Genomic DNA, 21,008 nt, shown 5'->3' with positions numbered 1-21,008 from the left:
ACCCCACCTTTATTTATTCCCTCCCTTTAAAAGTAGAGGAGGTATTTTATAGAATATTCGTGTAATCGTGGCTAAGCATTTTTAATTTAAAACACTTCAAGGATTTTAGCTGTTTTTCCGTTGAAAGTAATTTCTTCTCCAACTTTTTTATGTAGCAATAATTGCGCGATGGGAGAATTAGCACCTATAGCAAAATACGCTTCGCCCTCTACAATAATACGATCTGCCGGGATCGCTATAAAATAATTGGCCATATTGGTCTTTACCGCAGCCCCCAATTGAGCGGAGCCATTGTTAGTTCTACTTTTAGCAAGATTAAGCGTATTTCTAAGATTTTTAAATTGCTGTAATTGTCCCGATAATTTATTCCATTCCAGGTTTATCATTTCCCGCCCGGTTTCATATTTATCGCCCGCACTGCTTTTGGTTTCGTTCTCAAGGTCGGTTTCAAGTCCGTCCATAGCAACTTCAATACGCTTTATACGTTCTTCCACATAAGCCTCGCAAGCTTTATATAATTTCTCTTTTATTAAATTCATGAGTTTTTTAGCTAAAAGCTATACATAGTTTTTTCAGTGGTCATCCTGAATTTATTTCAGAGCCTGCTCCGAATCTTTTCGGGAATCTAGGTGTTTAATAATCCAAACATATTAGAATCTGAAACAAGTTCAAATTGATGGTAAATGACATTATTTTATAATTTACTCCAAATGAAATCTTCCATAATTCTGCATTTGCCGCACAATCCAGTTTTTCCTCTCATTTATATAACTACTCGCAGGGTTTGCCTTATATTCCCTGGGATTAGGCAAAATAGCGGCAATTGCAGCGGCTTCGTAAATAGAAAGGTTCGCAGCCGATTTATTAAACCAATGCTTCGCTGCAGCTTCAGCCCCGTAAACTCCTTTCCCCATCTCAATACTATTCAGGTACACCTCTAAAATTCGTTCTTTGCTCCAAAAATTTTCGATTAAAAACGTAAAATAAACCTCCAGGCCTTTTCTAAACCAATTTCTTCCCGGCCATAAAAACACATTCTTTGCAGTTTGCTGGGAAATTGTGCTGGCGCCACGCACCCGCTTTCCTTTCTGGTTACCTTCTATGGCCTTTTCTATAGCTTCAAAATCGAAACCATTATGTTTTACAAAGTTTTGATCTTCACCGGCAATTACGGCTAACTGTAAGTGTTGGGAAATATCTTCCCGGGACACCCAGGTATGCCGAATTTCTTCTTCGGGATTCTCAAAATACCGAATAGCCATTAAAGGGGTAAAGGGCACCGGGAACCATTTATATAGCAAGACCATAAAAATGGAAAACAGAAGTAAAACGCTTATCAGCTTTAGGATAAATTTGAAAAATTTCTTCATCATATTATCAATTCTGAAAGTTCCTTTCCTACTAAACTACCAATGGCAACGCCCATCCCGCCTAATCGCACTCCGCAATAAACGTTTTCTGAAACCTGCTTTACTATGGGATTTTTCTGTTTTCCAATGCCCATAATTCCGCTCCAGCGATGTTCAATTTCAAAAGAAGTTTCGGGCAAAATAGTATTTTTAAGTAATTCCTCAAGTTTCTGCTGAATAAGTTTTGTTTGCGCCATTTCGGTGGTTTCTTCCGTCTTAAAGTCCAGGTTCCTACCACCGCCAAAAAGAATGCAATCGTCAATATTCCTGAAATAATAATAGCCTTTATCTAAATGAAATGTGCCTTTGATTTCCAGATTTTTAATCGGTTTGGTAATCAACACCTGGGCACGTGCCGGTTTTACCTGCGCAATCCCCAATTTCTCTGAAAAACCATTAGTAGCTATCAATAATTTCCTTGCTAAAAATTCTAATTTATCGGTTTTAATCTTTACCGAATTTTTGGCCTCCGTGAATTCTTCAACGTTAACATTATTCAGGATTTTTATACCGGCCTTTTGAACTTTATACAGGAGGGTTTCCATCATTCCCCCGGTATTTAACTGACCTTCAAACTGATTAAAAATAATTTTTTTCTGAATATCCCTAAATCCGAAGCTATTTTTTTGGATACTAAACATAGCCTCTCCAAACAGCGGTTCCAGCATTTTATTGAGCTCAGGTAACTTTGCCGTACATTCTTCAAAAAGTGCCTGGTCTTCTTTGGTAAAAAGTTCGTAGCCCCCATATTCCTTATAGCCTATGTTTTTATCTCCCAAATTCTTCCGAAGCAAATTCAAGCCCTTTAACCGCTTTTGAATAAGCTGCAGCACTTCCTCTTCAGAATGGGAATTTAGATCTTCCAGGATTTCAGAGACACTTCCAAAACAGGCAAAACCGGCATTTTTTGTACTTGCTCCGTTTAGTAACATGCCGCGTTCTAAAACAAGGATTTTAGATTTTGGAAATCGCGTTTTTAAGTTTAGAGCACAATTTAGGCCCGTAATCCCGCTACCGACAATGCAAAAATCAATATTTGAAAACCAGGTTTTGGTTTCCCAGTAAGAAAGGTTCATTAGGCTTGGTTAATTTTTAATGAAAATACGAAATAAATAATGAGGCTACATAAAAACTCCAGCCGACATAGTTTAATCTTTTTCTGGATTTTTAACGCATTTAGATTGTCAAGATATTAGATTCTGAAATAAATTCAGGCTGACGAAGGAAAATTGTTCAAGTAAACTACCTCAGGCTAATATGCCCTTTTGGCGATGCTAATAAAAAAAGACCTCACAGGTTTAGAAAACCTGTGAGGTCTTATGCTTAAATATTCCAGATGTTAGATTCTGAAACAAGTTCAGAATGACGCTGAAACTTAATCTTATTCGAGTGATTTCATTTCAAAATCTTCCATAAACTTAGTGGTGTAATTCCCATCAATATAATCGGGATGGTCCATAAGTTGTCTATGGAACGGGATTGTGGTTTTAATACCTTCTATCACGAATTCATCTAATGCGCGTTTCATTTTATTGATCGCCTCTTCCCTGGTTTGGGCGGTAGTGATCAATTTCGCGATCATAGAATCGTAGTTTGGCGGAATAATATACCCACTATAAACGTGCGTATCTATTCTTACCCCATGGCCACCGGGTGCGTGAAGATTTGTGATCTTCCCCGGCGAAGGCCTAAAGCCGTTATAAGGATCTTCGGCATTAATTCGGCATTCTATAGAGTGTAATTTTGGGAAATAATCTTTACCCGAAATTGGAACTCCCGCTGCAACCAGGATTTGTTCCCTAATAAGATCGTAATCTATTACCTGTTCGGTAATTGGGTGCTCTACCTGTATACGGGTGTTCATTTCCATAAAGTAGAAATTACGGTGTTTATCTACCAAAAACTCTACAGTACCTGCACCTTCGTATTTAATGTATTCTGCGGCTCTTACGGCTGCCTCTCCCATTTTTTCCCGAAGGCTATCGGTCATAAAAGGAGAAGGTGTTTCTTCGGTTAACTTCTGGTGACGGCGTTGTACCGAGCAGTCCCTTTCAGAAAGGTGACATGCTTTCCCCCTACTGTCTCCAACTACCTGAATTTCTATATGGCGAGGCTCTTCAATGAGCTTTTCCATATACATATCATTATTATCAAAAGCTGCAGCCGATTCCTGTCTTGCAGAATCCCATGCAGCTTGCAGGTCTTCTTCCTTCCATACGGCACGCATACCTTTACCACCACCACCTGCAGTAGCTTTTAGCATAACCGGATAACCAATTTCCTTGGCTATTTTTTTACATTCCTCAAAATCTTTAATAATCCCTTCCGATCCCGGTACACAGGGAACCCCGGCAGCTTTCATAGTAGCTTTAGCCGTTGCTTTATCCCCCATTTTTCCAATCATTTCGGCAGAAGCACCTATAAATTTAATATCGTGCTCTTCACAAATTTTTGAAAATTTTGCGTTTTCAGAAAGAAAACCATAACCGGGGTGAATAGCATCGGCATTGGTAATTTCTGCCGCAGCTATGATGTTTGAGATTTTAAGATAAGATAAATTACTGGGAGGAGGTCCTATACATACGGCCTCATCGGCAAACCTTACGTGAAGGCTTTCAGCATCTGCGGTAGAATAAACCGCCACTGTGCTAATTCCCATTTCTTTACAGGTACGAATTACGCGTAAAGCGATCTCGCCCCTGTTTGCAATCAATATTTTTTTAAACATACCTATTGTTTTTTTGGCCCAGGACAAAATGCCTTAAGCTAAATGGGCAGTAATTTATGATGGATCTACTAAGAATAAAGGCTGATCGAATTCTACCGGTGAAGCATCGTCTACCAGTACCTTTACTATTTTTCCTGAAACTTCGCTCTCTATCTCATTAAAAAGTTTCATAGCTTCAATCACACAAAGCACATCTCCTTCTTTAACCGAATCTCCAACTTCTACAAAGGTTGGTTTATCTGGAGAAGGTTTACGATAGAAAGTTCCAATAATTGGAGATTTTACCGTAATATATTTTGAATCGTCTTCTGCAGCCGATTTACTCTCTTTTTGTTGTGGTGCACTTTCTTCCTGAGATGGTGCCGGTGCATGTGGTTGCTGCGGTTGTACTTGCGCAGGCATTTGTGGCATTTGGCCACCCATTGGCACTTGTTGAACAATAGTTTCTTTTTCGTCTGAGCCTGTTCTAATCGTAATTTTCACATCGCCCGTCTCCAGTTTTACCTCGCTGGCACCAGACTTGGCCACAAACTTTATTAAATTCTGAATTTCTTTTAAATCCATAATGTTAGGGTGTTGGTTTTTTTAAGAATTATATGCCCATTTTAAGTAGATTGCTCCCCAGGTGAAGCCGCCTCCAAATGAAGCAAAAACTAAATTATCTCCTTTTTTGAATTGCTTTTCGTAATCTCCAAGCAATAAAGGCAAAGTAGCCGATGTAGTATTTCCATAGCGCTCAATGTTCATAAGCACTTTATTATCTTCAAGGCCCATACGCTGAGCCGTAGCTCCTACAATTCGTTTATTTGCCTGGTGTGCAATAAGCCAATCTACATCATCATTGTTTAATTTATTGCGCTCCATAATTTGTTCGCTAACGCCTGCCATATTAGACACTGCAAACTTAAATACAGTTTTGCCATCCTGCCTTACATAATGTAATTTTTTAGCTACTGTTTCCTCGGTTGGAGGCATTAGTGAACCGCCGGCTTCTATTTTTAGGGATTCCCTTCCAATAGAATCGCTTCTTAAGATTTCATCCTGTAAACCAAGGCCTTCTTCATTAGGCTCCATAAGTACTGCACCTGCACCATCGCCAAAGATAATACAGGTAGTTCTATCGGTATAATCGATTATAGAAGACATTTTATCGGCCCCAATCACTAGTACTTTTTTATATCGGCCAGATTCAATATAGGCCGAAGCCGTAGACATGGCATATAAAAATCCGGAACAAGCGGCCTGAAGGTCATATCCAAACGCATTGGTAGCACCAATTTGCGTAGCGATATGAACCGCTGTAGCGGCTACAGGTAAATCTGGAGTTGCAGAAGCCAAAAGCACCAAATCTATCTCTTTTGGATCGAGATTTGATTTCTCTATCAAATTTTTGGCTGCTTCTATTCCTAAAAATGAAGTTCCTTTATTAGGGTCTTTTAAAATTCGGCGTTCTTTAATACCGGTTCGGCTGAAGATCCATTCATCGTTGGTCTCCACCATCTCTTCCAACATTTTGTTGGTTAACACATCCTCGGGTACATAGGTACCCACAGCGGTAATGGCTGCTGTGATTTTATTCATAGATTTCACTTTAATACCCATTCTACGCCCATAGAGACGTAAAAAGCCTAAAGAAAAGTACTAATTTTTCTTTAACTGGGCGTGCAAATTAAGGTCTTTTTAGCACTTATTCAACTTGAAACAAAAAACTCTCACGTGGGTGAGAGTTTTTATAAAAGTTAAAGCTCTATGTTCAATTAAGCTTCTATTTCTTCTGTATTATCAATTAGGACCTGGCCTCGGTAATATAATTTACCTTCATGCCAGTGTGCTCTATGGTACAAATGAGCTTCTCCTGTTGTAGGATCTGTAGCTATTTTTGGTACCGAAGCTTTATAATGTGTCCTTCTTTTATCTCTTCTTGTTTTAGAGATTTTTCTCTTTGGATGTGCCATGGCTTGCTGTTATTTATCGTTTAATAAGTTTTTTAATTTATCCCAGCGAGGATCTATTTCATCCTCATCATTTTTACTCTCGTTATTACTAATACTTAATTCTTCAAGTTTATCCAGTACGTCTGAATCTAAGGTGCCATCTTCTACCCCGGGATGAACCCTTTTTAAAGGAACAGAAAGCACAATAAGCTCATAAATATATTGCTGAACATTTATTTCATATTCACCGTGGGGCAAAATTAATAAATCTTCATTTTCGTCATTATATTCTTCACCAAATTTCACAACCAAATATAAACTGCCTTCAATAGGCTGATTATATGGCTCATTGGTGATATCACAATTTACATTAACCGCACCGGAAGCTTTAAAAGTAAGCTCCATCATTGTTGTTTTTTTCTCCAAAAACAAATCAATTTTCACATTGGCACTGTTAAGATCGTCGTACTCAAAATGCTCAAAGAACTTATTGTCAATGTCGTATTCAAACTGGTGTTTGCCCAGCTTTAACCCTACAAAAGGGATTGTATACGCTGCTAAATTCCTCATCTCATCATCAGTTTCATGCCATGAGCCGCTTAGGCTTAGGCGGGTGCAAATATATAAAAATTAATAAATTAGAGCCTTGTTATAAACAATTTTTTGTTTATAACTTTCTACCCTGTTTCTTTAAGGGGTTTTTGGTAAGCTCCTTATATTCTTCACGGCATTTATAAATTTCTATTGCCCGAAAAACGGCCTCTTTAAATGAATTGATATTTGCCGAGTTGGTACCCGCAATCTCAAAAGCGGTACCGTGATCTGGCGAGGTTCTCACTTTGCTCAACCCGGCGGTAAAATTTACTCCATTACCAAAAGAAAGGGTTTTAAAAGGAATTAGGCCCTGGTCGTGGTAAGAGGCCACCACAGCATCAAAATTCACGTAATTTTTAGAACCAAAAAAGCTATCGGCCGAAAATGGACCAAAAACCAAATCTCCTTTATCCCGCAATTTCTGAAGCGTAGGTTTTAAAACTTCTTCATCTTCTTTCCCAATAACCCCGTTATCGCCACTATGCGGATTAATACCTAAAACTGCTATTTTAGGTTTCTGAACCCTAAAATCCTGCTTCAAAGTGTCCTGGATAATTTTCAATTTCTTTTCAATTAATTGGGGTGTAATGGTATTCGCAATATCCTTTAGGGCCACATGATCTGTAAGTAAACCTATTTTCAAGGTATCGGTAATCATAAACATGAGGCTTTCGCCCTCCAGTTCTTTTGCCAAATAATCTGTATGGCCTGGAAAATTAAACTCGGCCGACTGGATGCTATGTTTATTGATGGGAGCGGTCACCAAAACATCTATTTGGTCTTCTTTAAGTGCACTTGTTGCAGCCTGTAAAGATTTAAACGCATAGCTTCCTACTTTTGGATCTTCCTCTCCAAAATTTATATTCACACCTTCTTTCCAAACATTTACCACATTAATCTTTCCATCTATCGCTTTAGAGGCATCGTCTATTCCCTGAAAATGTAAAGAAAGCTTGAACTGTTTCTTTAAAAAAGTAAGCACTTTGGTTGAAGCAAAAATAATAGGCGTACAAAAATCCAGCATTCGGGAGTCGTCAAAGGTTTTGAGCACTATTTCACTGCCAATTCCATTTAAATCTCCTATACTTATTCCTAATTTCACCTTTTCTGCTTGCTTCATCTGCTTAAAATTATCGGGATTCGCTATTTAGTGAAACACTAACAATATTGTTTCAGATTTAAATCTGAATTTGTTGGTCGGTATTTCATTAAACTTCTCCTGTTTATTTCTATTTTTACATCACAAATGTAAGAATAATCCAAAGATATGTTTACCGGAATTATTGAAGAAGTAGGAGAAGTAAGTCGCGTTCAGAACGAAGGTGGAAATATGCATATAAGTATAAAAGCAACGATGACACCCGAATTAAAAATAGACCAAAGTGTAGCCCATAATGGTGTTTGTCTTACCGTAGTTTCTATTGCTGAAAATGAATATACCGTAACCGCGGTGGCTGAAACCCTGGCAAAAACCAATGTAAAGCATTTACAGGAAAATGCACCGGTAAACCTGGAAAGAGGAATGAAACTCGGCGCCAGGCTTGACGGTCATATTGTGCAAGGACACGTAGATCAAACCGCAGTTTGTAAAAAAGTAACCGAAAAAGATGGTAGCTGGGAGTTTACTTTTGAATATGACCCGGCCCTACAAAATATTACCATAGAAAAAGGTTCTATTACTGTTAATGGCGTGAGCCTTACTGTAGTGAATTCAAAAAGGAATGAATTTAGCGTGGCTATAATTCCCTATACCTATAAATATACCACCTTTAAGTTTCTAAAAGAGGGAGATCTTGTAAATCTGGAATTTGATGTGATAGGGAAATATGTAAAACGTATCCAGGAATTAAAATAATTATTTTTTTTTCCTAAGATGATGAATCCCCAAGCCTAAACCGGCAGCTAGTAAAGCCGAAATCCCAAAATCTATAGGGAGACCGGGAGGAGGAGGTACGCTATCACCAGACACTCCTTCCATTTGAGGTGGCGGCAATTTATGGCTTTGCGCCTGTCCTGCTATATCTAAAGATAAAAGCAGCGCAATTATTGCACATAATATTTTTATCCTGCTCCTCATAATTTGCACCTAAATTACTGCCATAATATTAGTCACTAAAAACTCTGTATTCTATATATTAACGAGAAAGTAGGTACGTTAGTTTTGTGTAGAGGGGGCAACACCTTATAAAAATAATAAAAATTAGTTTAACTTTAACAAAACCTACTAAGTATTGTAAGATTTTTAGCGCTTACTTACCTGGTAAGAATTATTTCTTTTTTTTACTGACAAAATACTTGTTTTTAATGGTTTAAGCCATTATTCGCATCATTTGATTATTACTATAATCTATAAATAATACTAATAGACGCCTTGAAATCAAACTCAATAAACCATACTCATTCATCTAATGTTTTTTCATAAAACATAATCAAAAAATTGTCGGACAATCTTAAAATATTCTTTTGTACCCCAATAATTAGTTTTATACATAAAAAGTGCATTTATAAGGCGAAGGTATTGAAAATACCAAAACTATCCACCCAAAATAATCCAGGATTTCACTCCAAATTATTCATTTAAAAACAAAAATAACCTCGCAGAAAACCTACGAGGTATTGAGCTTTTAAGGTTGATTAAGCCTACAAATATTTAATTTAGATTATCGACTAAACCTCAATCTACAAGAGAGAGGCAAACAATAGTTATTTACTGTCTTGGTATTTATAAACCTTTACATAATCTATTAAAAATTGTTTTGGAAAAATAGAATCATCAACTTCAGGTCCTCCAAAATTTCCACCTACAGCAAGATTCAATAATAAATAAAACGGATGCCTGTAAGGGTAAGTTTTTTCATTTTTTTCTGAAGGAGAGAAGACATAGGTCTTTTTATCGTCTATATAAAAAGTAATCGCATCTTTGGTCCAGTTCATTTTAAAAACATGAAAATCTGAAGTAACATTTTCTATGGGCGTGGTTTTAATATTTTCAGTATTTCCATGACTTGCCGGTGTATGCAGCGCGTTATGAATAGTATCGGGCTGCCTGCCCACAAACTCCATGATATCAATCTCGCCAGAGGCGGGCCAACCCACCTCATTTATATTAGCACCCAACATCCAAATTGCCGGCCAAAGACCGTGCCCATCGGGTAATTTTGCACGAACCTCAACGGTTCCGTATTGAAACTCGAACTTATCTTTAGTATTTACTTTTCCGCTATAATAGGCATCTCCAACCTTATCTGCGGTAATCACTAAATTTCCATCTTTTACAGCTACATAATCTTTGCTGTAAATTTGGCGCTCATTATTTCCCCAGCCACAAAGATCGGGGCAACCATCACCGGTTTCATAGCTCCAATTCTCCATATTTAAGGAATTACCATCAAAATTTTCTTCCCAAATTAGCTCCTGTGCCGTAAGAGGGAAACCTATTAAAAGAAATAGTCCGAAAATTGAAATTCTATTCTTCATACTTATTTTTTTAAACTGAATTTTACTTTTTGCAGATCACGAGAGTTTCCACCTACCATAACTTCAAACTCACCGGCCTCTGCCTCCCATTTTTTATTGGCTGAATAGAACTGAAGCATTGCTCCATTGATCTGAAAAGTGACTGTTTTAGATTCTCCGGGAGCCAATTTTACCATTTTAAAACCTTTAAGTTCCTTCACGGGACGGGTGGTACTGGCTACCAAATCTCTTATATACAACTGGGCAATTTCTTTCCCTTCCCTTTCACCGGTGTTTTTTAAACTAAAACTAACTTCAATAGGATTTCCAGGAGTTAATTCTTCTTCAGATATAGATAAATTTCCGTATTCAAAAGAAGTATAACTGAGTCCGAAGCCAAAAGGATAAAGTGCATCTTTCTTTTCATCGGTATAACCAGAATACGTTACGTGGGTAGGATTAGAAGGACGCCCTGTATTTTTTTGATTATAATATAAGGGTTCCTGGCCTACAGCCCTTGGAAAAGAAACCGGTAGTTTTCCTGAAGGATTGTAATCTCCCAGCAAAACATCGGCAATAGCATTTCCGCTTTCTGAACCTAATTGCCAGGCCTCAACTATAGCCGGAATATTTTCTGAAGCATAGGTGATCTCCAGTGGTCTTCCGTTAATAAGCACCAAAACAATATTCTTGTTCACCTTTTGAATTTCTTTAAGCAATTCTTTCTGAACTCCAGCCAGACCAATATCTACCTGACTTCTACCCTCGCCGGTTTGGAAGGCATCTTCTCCCAGAGCCATAATTACCAAATCGGCTTCCGAAGATTTGGTTATGGCCTCCTGAAAGCCCGATGTATCTGTTCTATTAATTTCTAAAGGCATTAGAAAACTTCTTTCTCCCATACCAAGGTCGGCACCTTTAGCATAACTAATCGCTACATCTTTACTCACATTATTTTGTAAACCTTCCAGTAAAGACACAGCCGAATTAGTCTCTCCCTGTGCTCTCCAGTTTCCTATTGGCGTATCTTTATCGTTGGCCAGGGGGCCAATTACCGCAATTTTTTTAACGGAATCCTGAATGGGAAGTAAACCATTTTCATTCTTTAATAGCACAATAGATTTTTTAGCTACATCGCGAGCTACAGCTTTATGCTCTTCAAAAGATATTTGGTCTAAAAGCTCCGGATTAGCATATAAATAAGGGTCGTCAAAAAGGCCCAGCTTAAACTTTACCCTAAGTACTCTTTTTACGGCATCATTTATATATTCTTCGCTTACTTTTCCTTCTTCTACAAGACTTACCAGGCCAATTTCGTAGGCACCGCCTTCCATGTCCATATCGCTACCTGCATTTAAAGCTAATTGAGCCGCGTGTTTTTTATCCCTGGCCAGACCGTGGGCTATCATTTCTGGAATAGAACCCCAATCTGAAACTACAAATCCGTTCCAATTCCAATCTCTTTTCAAGATATCCCTTTGTAAAGTTTTATGTGCAGTCGCCGGTGTACCGTCTATATCGTTAAACGAATTCATAAAAGTAGCAACACCTGCTTTGGCTGCTGCCTTAAAGGGAGGAAGAATGGTATTGTGCAATTCATTTTCGCCAATATGTACCGAATTATAATCTCTCCCGGCTTCGCCAAAACCATAACCGGCAAAATGCTTGGCGGTAGCCGCTATAGTATGCGGGTTGGCAAGATCGTTACTCTGGTAGCCTTGTACTTTAGCAATCGCTACTTTAGAAGTTAGGTAAGGATCTTCGCCAGATCCTTCCATAATTCTACCCCAACGAGCATCGCGTGAAACATCTATCATTGGCGAGAATGTCCAGTTAATCCCATTGGCCGCAGATTCCAGGGCTGCAATTTGAGCTGTTTTCTCCATTGCTTCAAGGTCCCAGCTAGAGGTTTCTGCCAGTGGTACGGGGAAAATAGTGGAATACCCGTGTATTACATCATACCCAAACATTAAAGGAATTTTTAGCCGGGAATTTTCCATCACTAGCTTTTGTGCTTTGCGAGTAGCTTCTACTGATAACACGTTAAGCATAGCACCTACTTTTCCGTTTTTTAGGTTTTCCTCTTTTTCTTTATTATTCATTTCTGAAGCAGGGCCGGTAAGGTCCCAACTTCCGTTGTATTGAACTAGCTGCCCAACTTTTTCTTCAAGGGTCATTAAAGCTAAAACCGAATCTACTTTAGCTTCTACGTTTTTAACCGAACTTGGTATGGTTGCATCCTGGCCTTTTGCTATAAAAAAGCAGCACAGGAAAAAACCTAATAAACATCGTTTTTTCATTTTTTGCGAATAAAAAACTGCCTGAACTATGTGCGTGATAATATTATTTGTGGCCTACAAACAAATTAGATTCCACCGGGGGAACTACCTCGCGACAAGACCGCGAGGTGTTCTTTAAAAGAATTTTGAAATTCGAAGCAGGATCCCGGATTTTACAAACCTCGATTCTCGAGTATAATCACATAGCAATCAGGCAGTCTAATTTTTAAATAGTACTATTCTTGATAAACCTTCACATAATCTACTTCCATAGACGATTCCTGAAAATCTTCAGCAATATTTCCTCCCAGAGTTCCTCCCATTGCCACATTTAGCAATAAGTAAAAATCACTCTGAAATGGCGTGGCATCATTATTATCAAATTCAAGATGTGGCTTACCATCCATTAAGAATGTGATCTTTTCTGAGGTCCATTCTACTTCGTATATATGAAATTCAGAAGTTACATCAGAAACCTCTGTATCTCCCACAATGGCATTTCCGCCAGAATTTCCTGGAAAATGTAAGGCCGACGAAATTCTATCGGGGTCGTTTCCTACAAATTCCATGATATCCAATTCTCCCACTCCAGGCCAGGATTCTTCGGGCCAACCGGCACCAAGCATCCAAATGGCCGGCCAGGTTCCACCACCGGCAGGTAATTTTGCACGAACTTCTACGCGGCCATAGGTAAACTCAAATTTATCTTTAGTTGTTAACCTTGCCGAAGTAAAATCGAAGCCACTTTCAGCTTCCCTTTTTGCGGTGATTATAAGATTTCCGTTTTCTACACGTACGTTATCCTGTTCATCTGTATAGTACTGGGCTTCTCCATTACCCCAGCCATTATTGCCATTACCAATTTCGTAGTTCCAATTATCGGTATTAAGCGCATCGCCATCAAACTCATCAGACCATACTTCGGTATTAAATTCACTTTCAAATTCTTCCTCCTCTTCTGCCGAATCTGAGGTAAGAATAAACCACCAGTCGAATTCACCATTACCATCGGTAGACTTAAGAATAAGCTCATTGGTACCAGAACGGTCAAAAATCTCATATTTGTGATCACCTCCAATATAGTAACCAATAAATGCCAAGCCCGTAAGGTTAATGGTTTCTTTTCCTCCCGGAGCCGATATAGACCAGTTTTCGGTATAATCGTTATAAGGTATATTAAGAACATCTGCCCCCTGTACTTCACAATCGCAAGAGGCACCAAGCTGATCTATCAGGTTAATTCGACCAAATACAGTTCCTGATGGATCCGGGTTTGGATCATCATTATTGGTATTGGTAATATGGGTGAACGTACCATCTTCATTAAAGATATAACGATCGTCATACATTCCGGTTCCGGTTTTTTCATTTGCCCCGGCAGCATACCATTCAGTAGGAACAACCCCACCTACAGGTCCAAGTCCAAAGTGACCAGGAACTTCGGCCTTAACCCGCCACTCTTTTCCAATTAATTTTTCTAATAAATCGGCCGGTGGTTCGTAGGTAACCAGCACTTCTACATCTACTGTGGTAGAGCTTGCAGTACCCCCAGCACCATAGGCTATAACATTAACCGTATAAACCTTAGTTCCGGTTTCAGAGAATTGATGTGTATATACACCACTGGGAGAAGTTACCGTACTTCCGTTATCAAAAACATATTTATAAGTCATGGCCCCATCAGCTACACTATTAAAGGTTACCTGCCCACTACCATCTCCCTGAGGCATATCTCCAGATTGGCCAAGGATTTCGGTTTCTACCTGAAGGTTGGTAGGAGCGCTTATCTCGCCAATATCGTAGTCGTCGTTAGAGCAAGCACCGGCAAATACCAGTAGCAATGCTATAAGACCTGTTTTTAGTATATTTTTCATTATCAATTATTTTTAATTCTAGTTATGGAAATAAATATTGTCCAGATATACATCTGCTTCACCTGTAGGTATGCCCGAATAAATAAGCTGCCCAATATGTGCCCTGTCTTGAAGACCGGTAAAGTCCGATAATGGAATATCTAAACTCACCCACTGGTTTTGGGGCAGATTATCTATTACAACCTCATGTTCAGAAAGATCATCTCCCGCATAAACCCCGTCAGGGCCTAGGTCAACTAATTTTATTTTGAATTCTGTAGCGTTACCCGTATAAATTTCGGTATGAAAATGGGTCATTTCGCTAGCGTCAATCGGTTCAGCTAGAGTTTCAATTCCTGCAAAGCCAAGATTAAAGTAATGCTTGGTAAGCCTGCCATCAAACTCTATTTCTTCATAGTCTGAATTAGACCATTCTGTTAGCCATGTATCTACATTTACATCGTCACCAAAATCACTAAACAAAGAGATATAAGTGGTTTCTCCCATTTGGAAGCCAATATCATCCAGGTAGAATGTTCCAGCCGTATTGCCTGGTCCATCTACAAAAATCGTCATGGTAGCATATTGGCCGGTTGGAACAAATGCCTCTCCTACTCCCTGTGATCCGTCAATATAACTTTTAATGGCATCTGTGCTAAAATTAAAAGTCACTTCTTCCCAACCAGTTCCGGTATGGTTAGAAGACACTTCCGTTTGACGTTCGCCATTAACACCTCCTTCAAATTTCAATAAAACAGGAAGTGCTACATCTGACCAGAATTTCATGGTGATTGTTTTATTATCATCGCTAAAATCGGCCGGTTCCTTCAAGTTAAAAGAAACCCCTTCGTAAGCATTTCCGCTATTGGTAATTGCACCTACCATTGCATCTGAAGTATTAGCCCCAGATTGGTCTGGATTGGTAACCATTTCAAAAGAGGCACCGTTAAAAGCACCGGGGGTATAATCTATAAGTTCGCTATCAAAAGTTATAGGAAGCCCCAGGGGTTCTAAAGTAGTGGTTTGAATATTATCGAAATAATATGTTTCATCGGTTCCTGAAGTTCCAAAATTGAAGAACATTACTAACCTTCCGTATTCAACGGCAGGATCTACTGCGGTCATATCAAAAACCAGTGTTTCCCATTCATTAGCTACCGTAGTTTCTACAGTACTTTCTACATTCACATCGGCATCATCAAGATTTTCAATCTTTAAAATAACCGGGGTTCCTGCTGCTGGAGACCATACATCTACACTAATATATTTTTCAGAAGAGAAATCTATAGGCTCATCTAGCGCAATATTTGTTCCTGCCCATACCTCAGAACCTGCAGGCTGGGTATAAGATGCAACCCTATTACTGGTATTAATGCCACTTGGATCTGGATTATCAATTATAGGAGCTCCAGCACCTTCTCCACCTCCAAAATTATAGAATGTATAGTTCTTGGTGGCAGATTCAAAATCTATAGGTAAAAATAATGGATCTGTAATACTTACTGTTTGAGTAGTTTCGGTAGTCGCCGCACCACCACTTAAGGCCACCACTCTAACATCGTAATCCCCAACAGCATCGTAGGTATGCGTAACAGATTCACCTATCATAAATGCCGTAGGCTCTTCTTCGTCTACATCTCCGAAATAAACTTCAAACATCGCAGCAAAATCGGCTGTAGCTGATACCGTTATGGCATAATTGTCATCTTCTGCCCTGGTAATTGCCACCTCAAGATTTTCCGGTTGACGAAAAGAAACGGTAAGAGCTTGTGTGCCGGTTGCGGAGGCACCATTTAAATTAGTTCCTGTAACCGCTACTTCATAATCGCCCTCGGCATATATATGATCTACGGTCTCTCCTGGTCTTATTTCTGAAGCCACTTCACTGCCATCTCCAAAATCTATACTATACATATTGGCACTTTCACCTTTAGGTATTATAGTTACCAGGCCTGAATTATCTTGTGTGATCTCAAAGCCAGCGCCCAGGTTTGCAGGCGTGGCTATGCTATTAAGATCTACCAGTGCATCATCATCACTCTCACAACCTAAAAAAGGCAGTGTAAGTAGGAATGCGAAAATTATTTTATAGTGTTTTTTCATAATGCTAATTTTTTAGTATCCCGAATTTTGCTCCCAGTTACCCTGAGAAAATTCTATTTCTTCTAACGGAATTGGAAAAAGTTCGTTTTTCCCGGCAGTAAATCCATCAATATTAGCTGCTGCCCTTCCTGTTCTAACCAGGTCGAAGAAACGGTGGCCTTCCCCCACCAATTCTTTTCTTCTTTCTTCAAAAATAAGGTCGGTAAGAGTACTTCCTGCCGCTTCTACAGCCTGTAAACCGGCTCTTTCACGAACTTCATTAAGATATGTTCTTGCCTGGCTATCGTCTATTCCACCCCGGTTTAAAGCTTCTGCTGCCATTAATAACACATCGGCATATCTAATAGCACGATAATTATTGGGTTGGGTAAGGTTGGCATCACCTGCGTTATCATTTTTACGCGGAAGATACTTTCGGTTGAAATATCCCGTATGCTTATAACCTTCTATATAAGTTGCCCCTGTTTCTTCGGCCCAGGCCTCTATATCCAGTATGGAAAGGTCTTTTCTAATATCTTCTTCAGTAAACATATCATAGGCTTCCTGGGTTGGGACGTTAAAGCTAAATCCGGGCTCAAAAAGCGGACCTGTATAATTTCTTATTCCCTGAAAACCTACCGCTACGTTGCCTTCGCTACATTGTAAGCAGTCAAAACCTGCTCCTTCTTCCCCGGTATACTGAACTTCAAAAACAGATTCTTCATTGTTTTCACCTTCTTTCAGGAAAAGCGTATCAAAATCGGCCAAAGCATAAGGGCCATTATTAATTAACTCTGTTAATACATTGGCAGCAGCGTCAAATTCTTCCTGGTATAAATGTGCTTTTCCAAGTAAAGCCATGGCAGCACCTTTTGTAGCTCGTCCTGTTTCAGGTGCGGTATAACTAAGGTTATCTATGGTAAACTTTAAGTCGTTTTCAATTTGTGTATAAACTTCTTCGGTAGAAGCTCTTGGGATGGAAGTTTCATCTCCCAACACAAAGCGTTCATCTCCTTTAATTGGAATAGGTCCAAACCATTTTAACAATTCAAAAGTAAAATAAGCCCTTAAAAACCGAACCTCAGCGATAATCATTTCGCGACCTTCAAAATCGGTTTTGTCCTGAAATTCCAGAACATAATTGGCACGTTGCACGCCGGCAAAATTCCAATCCCAAATATCGTCCAGGTTATCATTTACGGAAGTATGCGTCATTTCGTCTACTTGCTGAAAGCCAATTACATCATTGGCGCTTTCCCCTCCACTTAAGGTATTATCGGAAGCGATCTCGCCTAGCAACACATTTACGTAAGTAGACTGTAATACATCATAAACACCAATCATGGCGTTATAATAATCTTCTTCAGAATTAAAATAGTTTTCTGAATCTATAGTGTATTCTTCTGTATCCTCAAGATAATCTTCTGTGCAACCAAAACTGAAAGCCAGTAGGAGCAACAAAAGCATTTTATTGAATATGTTATTGTATCTCTTCATTGTGCAATTTTTTAAAAGTTAAGGTTTAGGCCTGCAAGAAAAATTCTTGGTACGGGATAAAACCCGTAATCAATTCCGCCACCAATGGCTTCACCGGTTGAAGCTGAAGGATCAAAACCTTTGTAATTGGTAAATGTGTAAAGGTTTTGTACCGAAGTGTAAACCCTTAAACGGTTAATCCCTGTTTTTTCAAGAAATGTTCCAGGTAGGTTATAGCCTAGTTGAACATTTTGTATCCTGGCATAAGAAGCATCTTCAACATAAAAATCTGAAAAAGCCACATTAGAGGTTGCCCCCGTGGTTACACGTGGTACTTCATTACTGGTTCCCGGCCCGGTCCATCTTTCTAAATAATAGGCATGGCGGTTTACATTTGGCTGGTTACGCTCGTAATTTCTTACCATATCGTTTCCTAAAGAGGCATAGGTATAAGCCGTAAAGTCGAAATTTTTATAGTTAAAACTAAGATTTAGCCCCATGGTAGCCGTAGGAATAGGATCTCCAATATTGGTGCGGTCGTCTACATTTATAACTCCGTCTCCATTAATGTCTACATATCGAATATCTCCTGGAGAAGCGGGTGCGCCCAAAGTGGCCTGTGAAGGATGTGCCTCTACTTCTGCCTGATTTTGAAAAATCCCGTCTGTTTTATAGCCGTAGAAATATCCAATTGGGAAACCTTCCTGGAAACGTGCCGGCTGTGGTTGTCCCACTCCAAATTCACCTCCCGGAAGGAAATCTGTTCCGTTTACCTCGGTTACTTCATTTCTTAAAAAAGTGGCATTATAACCTATCCCTACACGAATATCATCGCCAAAATTCTCTTTATAATTTATTGCAAATTCAACACCTTCATTTCGGGTAGTTCCTGCATTTATGGTTGGTGCGCCAGAACCCGGAGCCCCACCGCCAAAGATTCCCGAAACAGGAATACCGGAAATTAAAAGGTCTTTACGATCTTCTCTAAATACATCTGCAGTGATATCAATTCTATTATTTAATATCCTAAGGTCTATACCAATATTCGTTTTTTCGGCTTGTTCCCAGCCTGAAGCCGGGTTAGCAATTCTACCCAGGGCGGTGCCATTCACCAAACTTCCATTTAAAACATAGGTAGCTTCACCATCTAATAACGAACGGTAAAATTGCTCGGCTCCACCTTCCTCACCAGCTACATCATTCCCCAGGATACCATAACTTCCTCGTAGCTTTAAAAAGGAAATCACATTAGAATCGTTAAGGAAATCTTCTTCTGAAAGAATCCAACCGGCAGTTCCTGAAGGGAAATAGCCTACACGATTATCAGGGCCAAACCTGGTAGAAGCATCTCTACGAAGCATTCCAGAGACAAGATATTTTCCTTTATAATCGTACTGCAATCTTCCAAAAAAAGATAATTTTCTTACATCATATTTATAAGCACTATTGTTTAAGCCATCATTGGTTCCTGTGGTAAGGCTTATATCGGCGAAATCCCAGGAATTATTAGGCACATCATATCCGGTAGCATACAACCCATCTCCCCAGTCTCTAATTACCGTCATCCCGGCGGTTCCGGTTAGGTGGTGTGTATCGTTAAATGTATTCTCGTAAGTTCCAAAAAGATCGTAGGTATAAGAATTATCATTAATTCTATTTTGGTTTACCGTACTGCGTACATTGTTGAAGACTTTTCCCGGGCCATAATCTATAATTGGCGAGAAATCTTTGCCTTTAGAATTAGAAAGGCTATATCCAATTCTTGAAGTAAATGTCAATTCTTCTATAGGCGTATAATCCAGGCTAAATGAACCATTAAATTTATTAAGGTTATAGTCATTAAAAGTATTTTCAATTTGTGAAAGCGGGTTAATAATCTCGTTACCCAGGCTACCATTCACATCTTCCTGATCCAATCCGAAAGTTGGTGGAATATTCAAAGCATTAAAAAGTACAGAACCTAAGCCATTTTCGTTAATAGACCTTCTATCTATACTGGTATAAATAGAGTTGGCCGTAAACTGAAAGGCGTCTGAGATATCTACCCCAATATTAAACCTGGCGGTGCTTCTTTGAAAATCAGATTTTTCGGCACCAACAATACCTTCCTGATCCAGATGTGAAACACCAAAAGAGTAAGTCACTTTTTCTGAACCTCCATTTAATGTAAGGTTATGACTCATAATTGGGGAAGTATCAAAAACTTCGTCCTGGAAGTTGGTTCCTTTCCCGAGTTCGCTAAGGTTTGTAAAAGGCAGTGCCTGCCCATTGTTGGCGTAACTTTCATTTAAAAGTAAACCATACTCCCTGGCATTAAGTAAAGGAAGTTTCCTAGAGGTTTCCTGCACCCCTACATAAGCATCATATTGAATAGTGGGAGCGGTATTCTTTTTACCAGATTTAGTAGTTACCAAAACTACCCCATTGGCACCGGAAATACCATATATGGCGGCCTGGGCATCCTTTAAAATAGAAATAGATTCTATATCGTTGGGATTTATAGTGTTTAAATCACCCTGATAACCATCTATAAGAATTAAGGGGCCATTCTCACTATTAGAGGCAATACCTCTAATATTTACATTAATACCTGCACCGGGTGCCCCCGAAGATGGAGTAACGTTAACCCCAGCCGCAGTACCCTGCAAAGCTTGCTCTACCTTAATAGGATTAAGTTGTTCAATAGTTTCATTAGAAACTACCGAAACAGCTCCGGTAATATCCTTCTTTTGCTGCGTTCCATAACCAATTACCACTACTTCATCTAAAGCAGCAGAATCTGTTTCCAAACTTACATTTATAGTGGTTTGATTGTCAGCTACTGTAATTTCCTGTGGTAAAAAACCGACATAGGAAAACACCAGGACATCTCCAGCTGTAATATTATTTATACTATAATTACCATCAAAATCGGTTACTACACCATTAGTGGTATTTTTTACAATAATATTCACCCCGGGCAACGGAAGGCCCGTGCCTGCTTCATCTACTGTTCCCGAAACCGAGAAGTTTTGTGCTTGCAAAGAAAAGCTTCCAATACAAAACAAAATTAGTACAAGTGCTCTATTCATTTGTTAAGATTTTAATTACATCTCAATTTATTAATTAATTGTTAAGACAATCAAAAAAGCACCTTTACAAAACTTCAACATGAAAATTTTAAAGAAGAAAAATTATGAATTTAGCATTCTAAAGCT

The 21,008-nt window shown here is 39.0% G+C and carries 17 protein-coding genes; 1 reads left to right on the top strand and 16 read right to left on the bottom strand.

All coding sequences use genetic code 11. The annotated features are described in order from the left end of the window. Positions 1-86 precede the first annotated feature (86 nt). From I6U49_RS05400 to pdxA, 9 genes are all read right to left on the bottom strand, one after another. Positions 87-539 carry a GreA/GreB family elongation factor gene (locus I6U49_RS05400; RefSeq protein ID WP_232804639.1) on the bottom strand — a complete coding sequence of 151 codons (453 nt, stop codon included), beginning with the start codon at positions 537-539 and terminating at the stop codon, positions 87-89. Positions 540-701: 162 nt separating this feature from the next. Then, the gene (mtgA, locus tag I6U49_RS05395) at positions 702-1,373 is read right to left on the bottom strand and encodes a monofunctional biosynthetic peptidoglycan transglycosylase (RefSeq protein ID WP_198627883.1); all 672 of its coding nucleotides are present in this window, start codon (positions 1,371-1,373) and stop codon (positions 702-704) included. Then, positions 1,370-2,485, bottom strand: a complete 1,116-nt coding sequence (locus tag I6U49_RS05390; RefSeq protein ID WP_198627882.1) for an NAD(P)/FAD-dependent oxidoreductase — start codon at positions 2,483-2,485, stop codon at positions 1,370-1,372. Before I6U49_RS05390 ends, mtgA begins: the two co-directional genes overlap by 4 nt. 305 nt (positions 2,486-2,790) lie before the next feature. Continuing rightward, complete coding sequence (gene accC, locus I6U49_RS05385) at positions 2,791-4,137, bottom strand: acetyl-CoA carboxylase biotin carboxylase subunit (protein WP_198627881.1); 1,347 nt, start codon at positions 4,135-4,137, stop codon at positions 2,791-2,793. Positions 4,138-4,191: 54 nt separating this feature from the next. Beyond that, complete coding sequence (gene accB, locus I6U49_RS05380; RefSeq protein ID WP_193712138.1) at positions 4,192-4,701, bottom strand: acetyl-CoA carboxylase biotin carboxyl carrier protein; 510 nt, start codon at positions 4,699-4,701, stop codon at positions 4,192-4,194. A 21-nt stretch (positions 4,702-4,722) separates the two neighbouring features. Then, positions 4,723-5,718 carry a beta-ketoacyl-ACP synthase III gene (locus I6U49_RS05375; protein WP_198627880.1) on the bottom strand — a complete coding sequence of 332 codons (996 nt, stop codon included), beginning with the start codon at positions 5,716-5,718 and terminating at the stop codon, positions 4,723-4,725. A gap of 176 nt (positions 5,719-5,894) precedes the next feature. After that, positions 5,895-6,092, bottom strand: a complete 198-nt coding sequence (rpmF, locus tag I6U49_RS05370) for a 50S ribosomal protein L32 (RefSeq protein WP_037318365.1) — start codon at positions 6,090-6,092, stop codon at positions 5,895-5,897. A 9-nt stretch (positions 6,093-6,101) separates the two neighbouring features. Further along, positions 6,102-6,641 carry a YceD family protein gene (locus tag I6U49_RS05365; RefSeq protein WP_198627879.1) on the bottom strand — a complete coding sequence of 180 codons (540 nt, stop codon included), beginning with the start codon at positions 6,639-6,641 and terminating at the stop codon, positions 6,102-6,104. Positions 6,642-6,738: 97 nt separating this feature from the next. Then, the gene (gene pdxA, locus I6U49_RS05360; RefSeq protein ID WP_193712141.1) at positions 6,739-7,785 is read right to left on the bottom strand and encodes a 4-hydroxythreonine-4-phosphate dehydrogenase PdxA; all 1,047 of its coding nucleotides are present in this window, start codon (positions 7,783-7,785) and stop codon (positions 6,739-6,741) included. A gap of 147 nt (positions 7,786-7,932) precedes the next feature. Between pdxA and I6U49_RS05355 the strand changes: the two genes are divergently transcribed. Continuing rightward, positions 7,933-8,520 (top strand): riboflavin synthase, encoded by a 588-nt coding sequence (locus I6U49_RS05355; protein ID WP_198627878.1) that lies wholly within the window; start codon positions 7,933-7,935, stop codon positions 8,518-8,520. Here I6U49_RS05355 and I6U49_RS05350 read toward each other — a convergent pair whose 3' ends face one another. From I6U49_RS05350 to I6U49_RS05320, 7 genes are all read right to left on the bottom strand, one after another. Beyond that, positions 8,521-8,742: a PID-CTERM protein-sorting domain-containing protein gene (locus I6U49_RS05350; RefSeq protein WP_193712143.1), complete on the bottom strand. Its 222-nt coding sequence runs from the start codon at positions 8,740-8,742 to the stop codon at positions 8,521-8,523. A gap of 626 nt (positions 8,743-9,368) precedes the next feature. Further along, positions 9,369-10,142, bottom strand: a complete 774-nt coding sequence (locus I6U49_RS05345; protein WP_198627877.1) for a glycoside hydrolase family 16 protein — start codon at positions 10,140-10,142, stop codon at positions 9,369-9,371. 2 nt (positions 10,143-10,144) lie between these two features. Then, the gene (bglX, locus tag I6U49_RS05340; RefSeq protein ID WP_198627876.1) at positions 10,145-12,421 is read right to left on the bottom strand and encodes a beta-glucosidase BglX; all 2,277 of its coding nucleotides are present in this window, start codon (positions 12,419-12,421) and stop codon (positions 10,145-10,147) included. 215 nt (positions 12,422-12,636) lie between these two features. Then, positions 12,637-14,274: a family 16 glycosylhydrolase gene (locus tag I6U49_RS05335; protein WP_198627875.1), complete on the bottom strand. Its 1,638-nt coding sequence runs from the start codon at positions 14,272-14,274 to the stop codon at positions 12,637-12,639. Positions 14,275-14,292: 18 nt separating this feature from the next. Beyond that, positions 14,293-16,356: a hypothetical protein gene (locus I6U49_RS05330; RefSeq protein WP_198627874.1), complete on the bottom strand. Its 2,064-nt coding sequence runs from the start codon at positions 16,354-16,356 to the stop codon at positions 14,293-14,295. Between the two features lie 12 nt (positions 16,357-16,368). Next, the gene (locus tag I6U49_RS05325) at positions 16,369-17,832 is read right to left on the bottom strand and encodes a RagB/SusD family nutrient uptake outer membrane protein (RefSeq protein WP_198627873.1); all 1,464 of its coding nucleotides are present in this window, start codon (positions 17,830-17,832) and stop codon (positions 16,369-16,371) included. Positions 17,833-17,843: 11 nt separating this feature from the next. Further along, entirely contained in the window at positions 17,844-20,882 is a 3,039-nt protein-coding gene (locus I6U49_RS05320) for a SusC/RagA family TonB-linked outer membrane protein (RefSeq protein ID WP_198627872.1), read from the bottom strand. Positions 20,883-21,008 lie beyond the last annotated feature (126 nt).

Origin of the sequence: Salegentibacter maritimus (assembly GCF_016236915.1) — a bacterium.
GTDB lineage: Bacteria > Bacteroidota > Bacteroidia > Flavobacteriales > Flavobacteriaceae > Salegentibacter > Salegentibacter maritimus.
Note: the sequence above shows the minus strand (reverse complement) of the source record. Positions and strands in the feature narration are given on the sequence as shown.

Excerpts from the sequence above, each read along its gene's own strand:
- I6U49_RS05330 (WP_198627874.1), bottom strand. The coding sequence starts at position 16,356 with ATGAAAAAACACTATAAAATAATTTTCGCATTCCTACTTACACTGCCT.
- I6U49_RS05400 (WP_232804639.1), bottom strand. The coding sequence starts at position 539 with ATGAATTTAATAAAAGAGAAATTATATAAAGCTTGCGAGGCTTATGTG.
- accB (WP_193712138.1), bottom strand. The coding sequence starts at position 4,701 with ATGGATTTAAAAGAAATTCAGAATTTAATAAAGTTTGTGGCCAAGTCT.
- I6U49_RS05390 (WP_198627882.1), bottom strand. The coding sequence starts at position 2,485 with ATGAACCTTTCTTACTGGGAAACCAAAACCTGGTTTTCAAATATTGAT.
- I6U49_RS05355 (WP_198627878.1), top strand. The coding sequence starts at position 7,933 with ATGTTTACCGGAATTATTGAAGAAGTAGGAGAAGTAAGTCGCGTTCAG.
- bglX (WP_198627876.1), bottom strand. The coding sequence starts at position 12,421 with ATGAAAAAACGATGTTTATTAGGTTTTTTCCTGTGCTGCTTTTTTATA.
- pdxA (WP_193712141.1), bottom strand. The coding sequence starts at position 7,785 with ATGAAGCAAGCAGAAAAGGTGAAATTAGGAATAAGTATAGGAGATTTA.
- I6U49_RS05320 (WP_198627872.1), bottom strand. The coding sequence starts at position 20,882 with ATGAATAGAGCACTTGTACTAATTTTGTTTTGTATTGGAAGCTTTTCT.
- I6U49_RS05335 (WP_198627875.1), bottom strand. The coding sequence starts at position 14,274 with ATGAAAAATATACTAAAAACAGGTCTTATAGCATTGCTACTGGTATTT.
- accC (WP_198627881.1), bottom strand. The coding sequence starts at position 4,137 with ATGTTTAAAAAAATATTGATTGCAAACAGGGGCGAGATCGCTTTACGC.
- I6U49_RS05365 (WP_198627879.1), bottom strand. The coding sequence starts at position 6,641 with ATGAGGAATTTAGCAGCGTATACAATCCCTTTTGTAGGGTTAAAGCTG.
- rpmF (WP_037318365.1), bottom strand. The coding sequence starts at position 6,092 with ATGGCACATCCAAAGAGAAAAATCTCTAAAACAAGAAGAGATAAAAGA.
- I6U49_RS05345 (WP_198627877.1), bottom strand. The coding sequence starts at position 10,142 with ATGAAGAATAGAATTTCAATTTTCGGACTATTTCTTTTAATAGGTTTC.
- I6U49_RS05375 (WP_198627880.1), bottom strand. The coding sequence starts at position 5,718 with ATGAATAAAATCACAGCAGCCATTACCGCTGTGGGTACCTATGTACCC.
- I6U49_RS05350 (WP_193712143.1), bottom strand. The coding sequence starts at position 8,742 with ATGAGGAGCAGGATAAAAATATTATGTGCAATAATTGCGCTGCTTTTA.
- mtgA (WP_198627883.1), bottom strand. The coding sequence starts at position 1,373 with ATGATGAAGAAATTTTTCAAATTTATCCTAAAGCTGATAAGCGTTTTA.
- I6U49_RS05325 (WP_198627873.1), bottom strand. The coding sequence starts at position 17,832 with ATGAAGAGATACAATAACATATTCAATAAAATGCTTTTGTTGCTCCTA.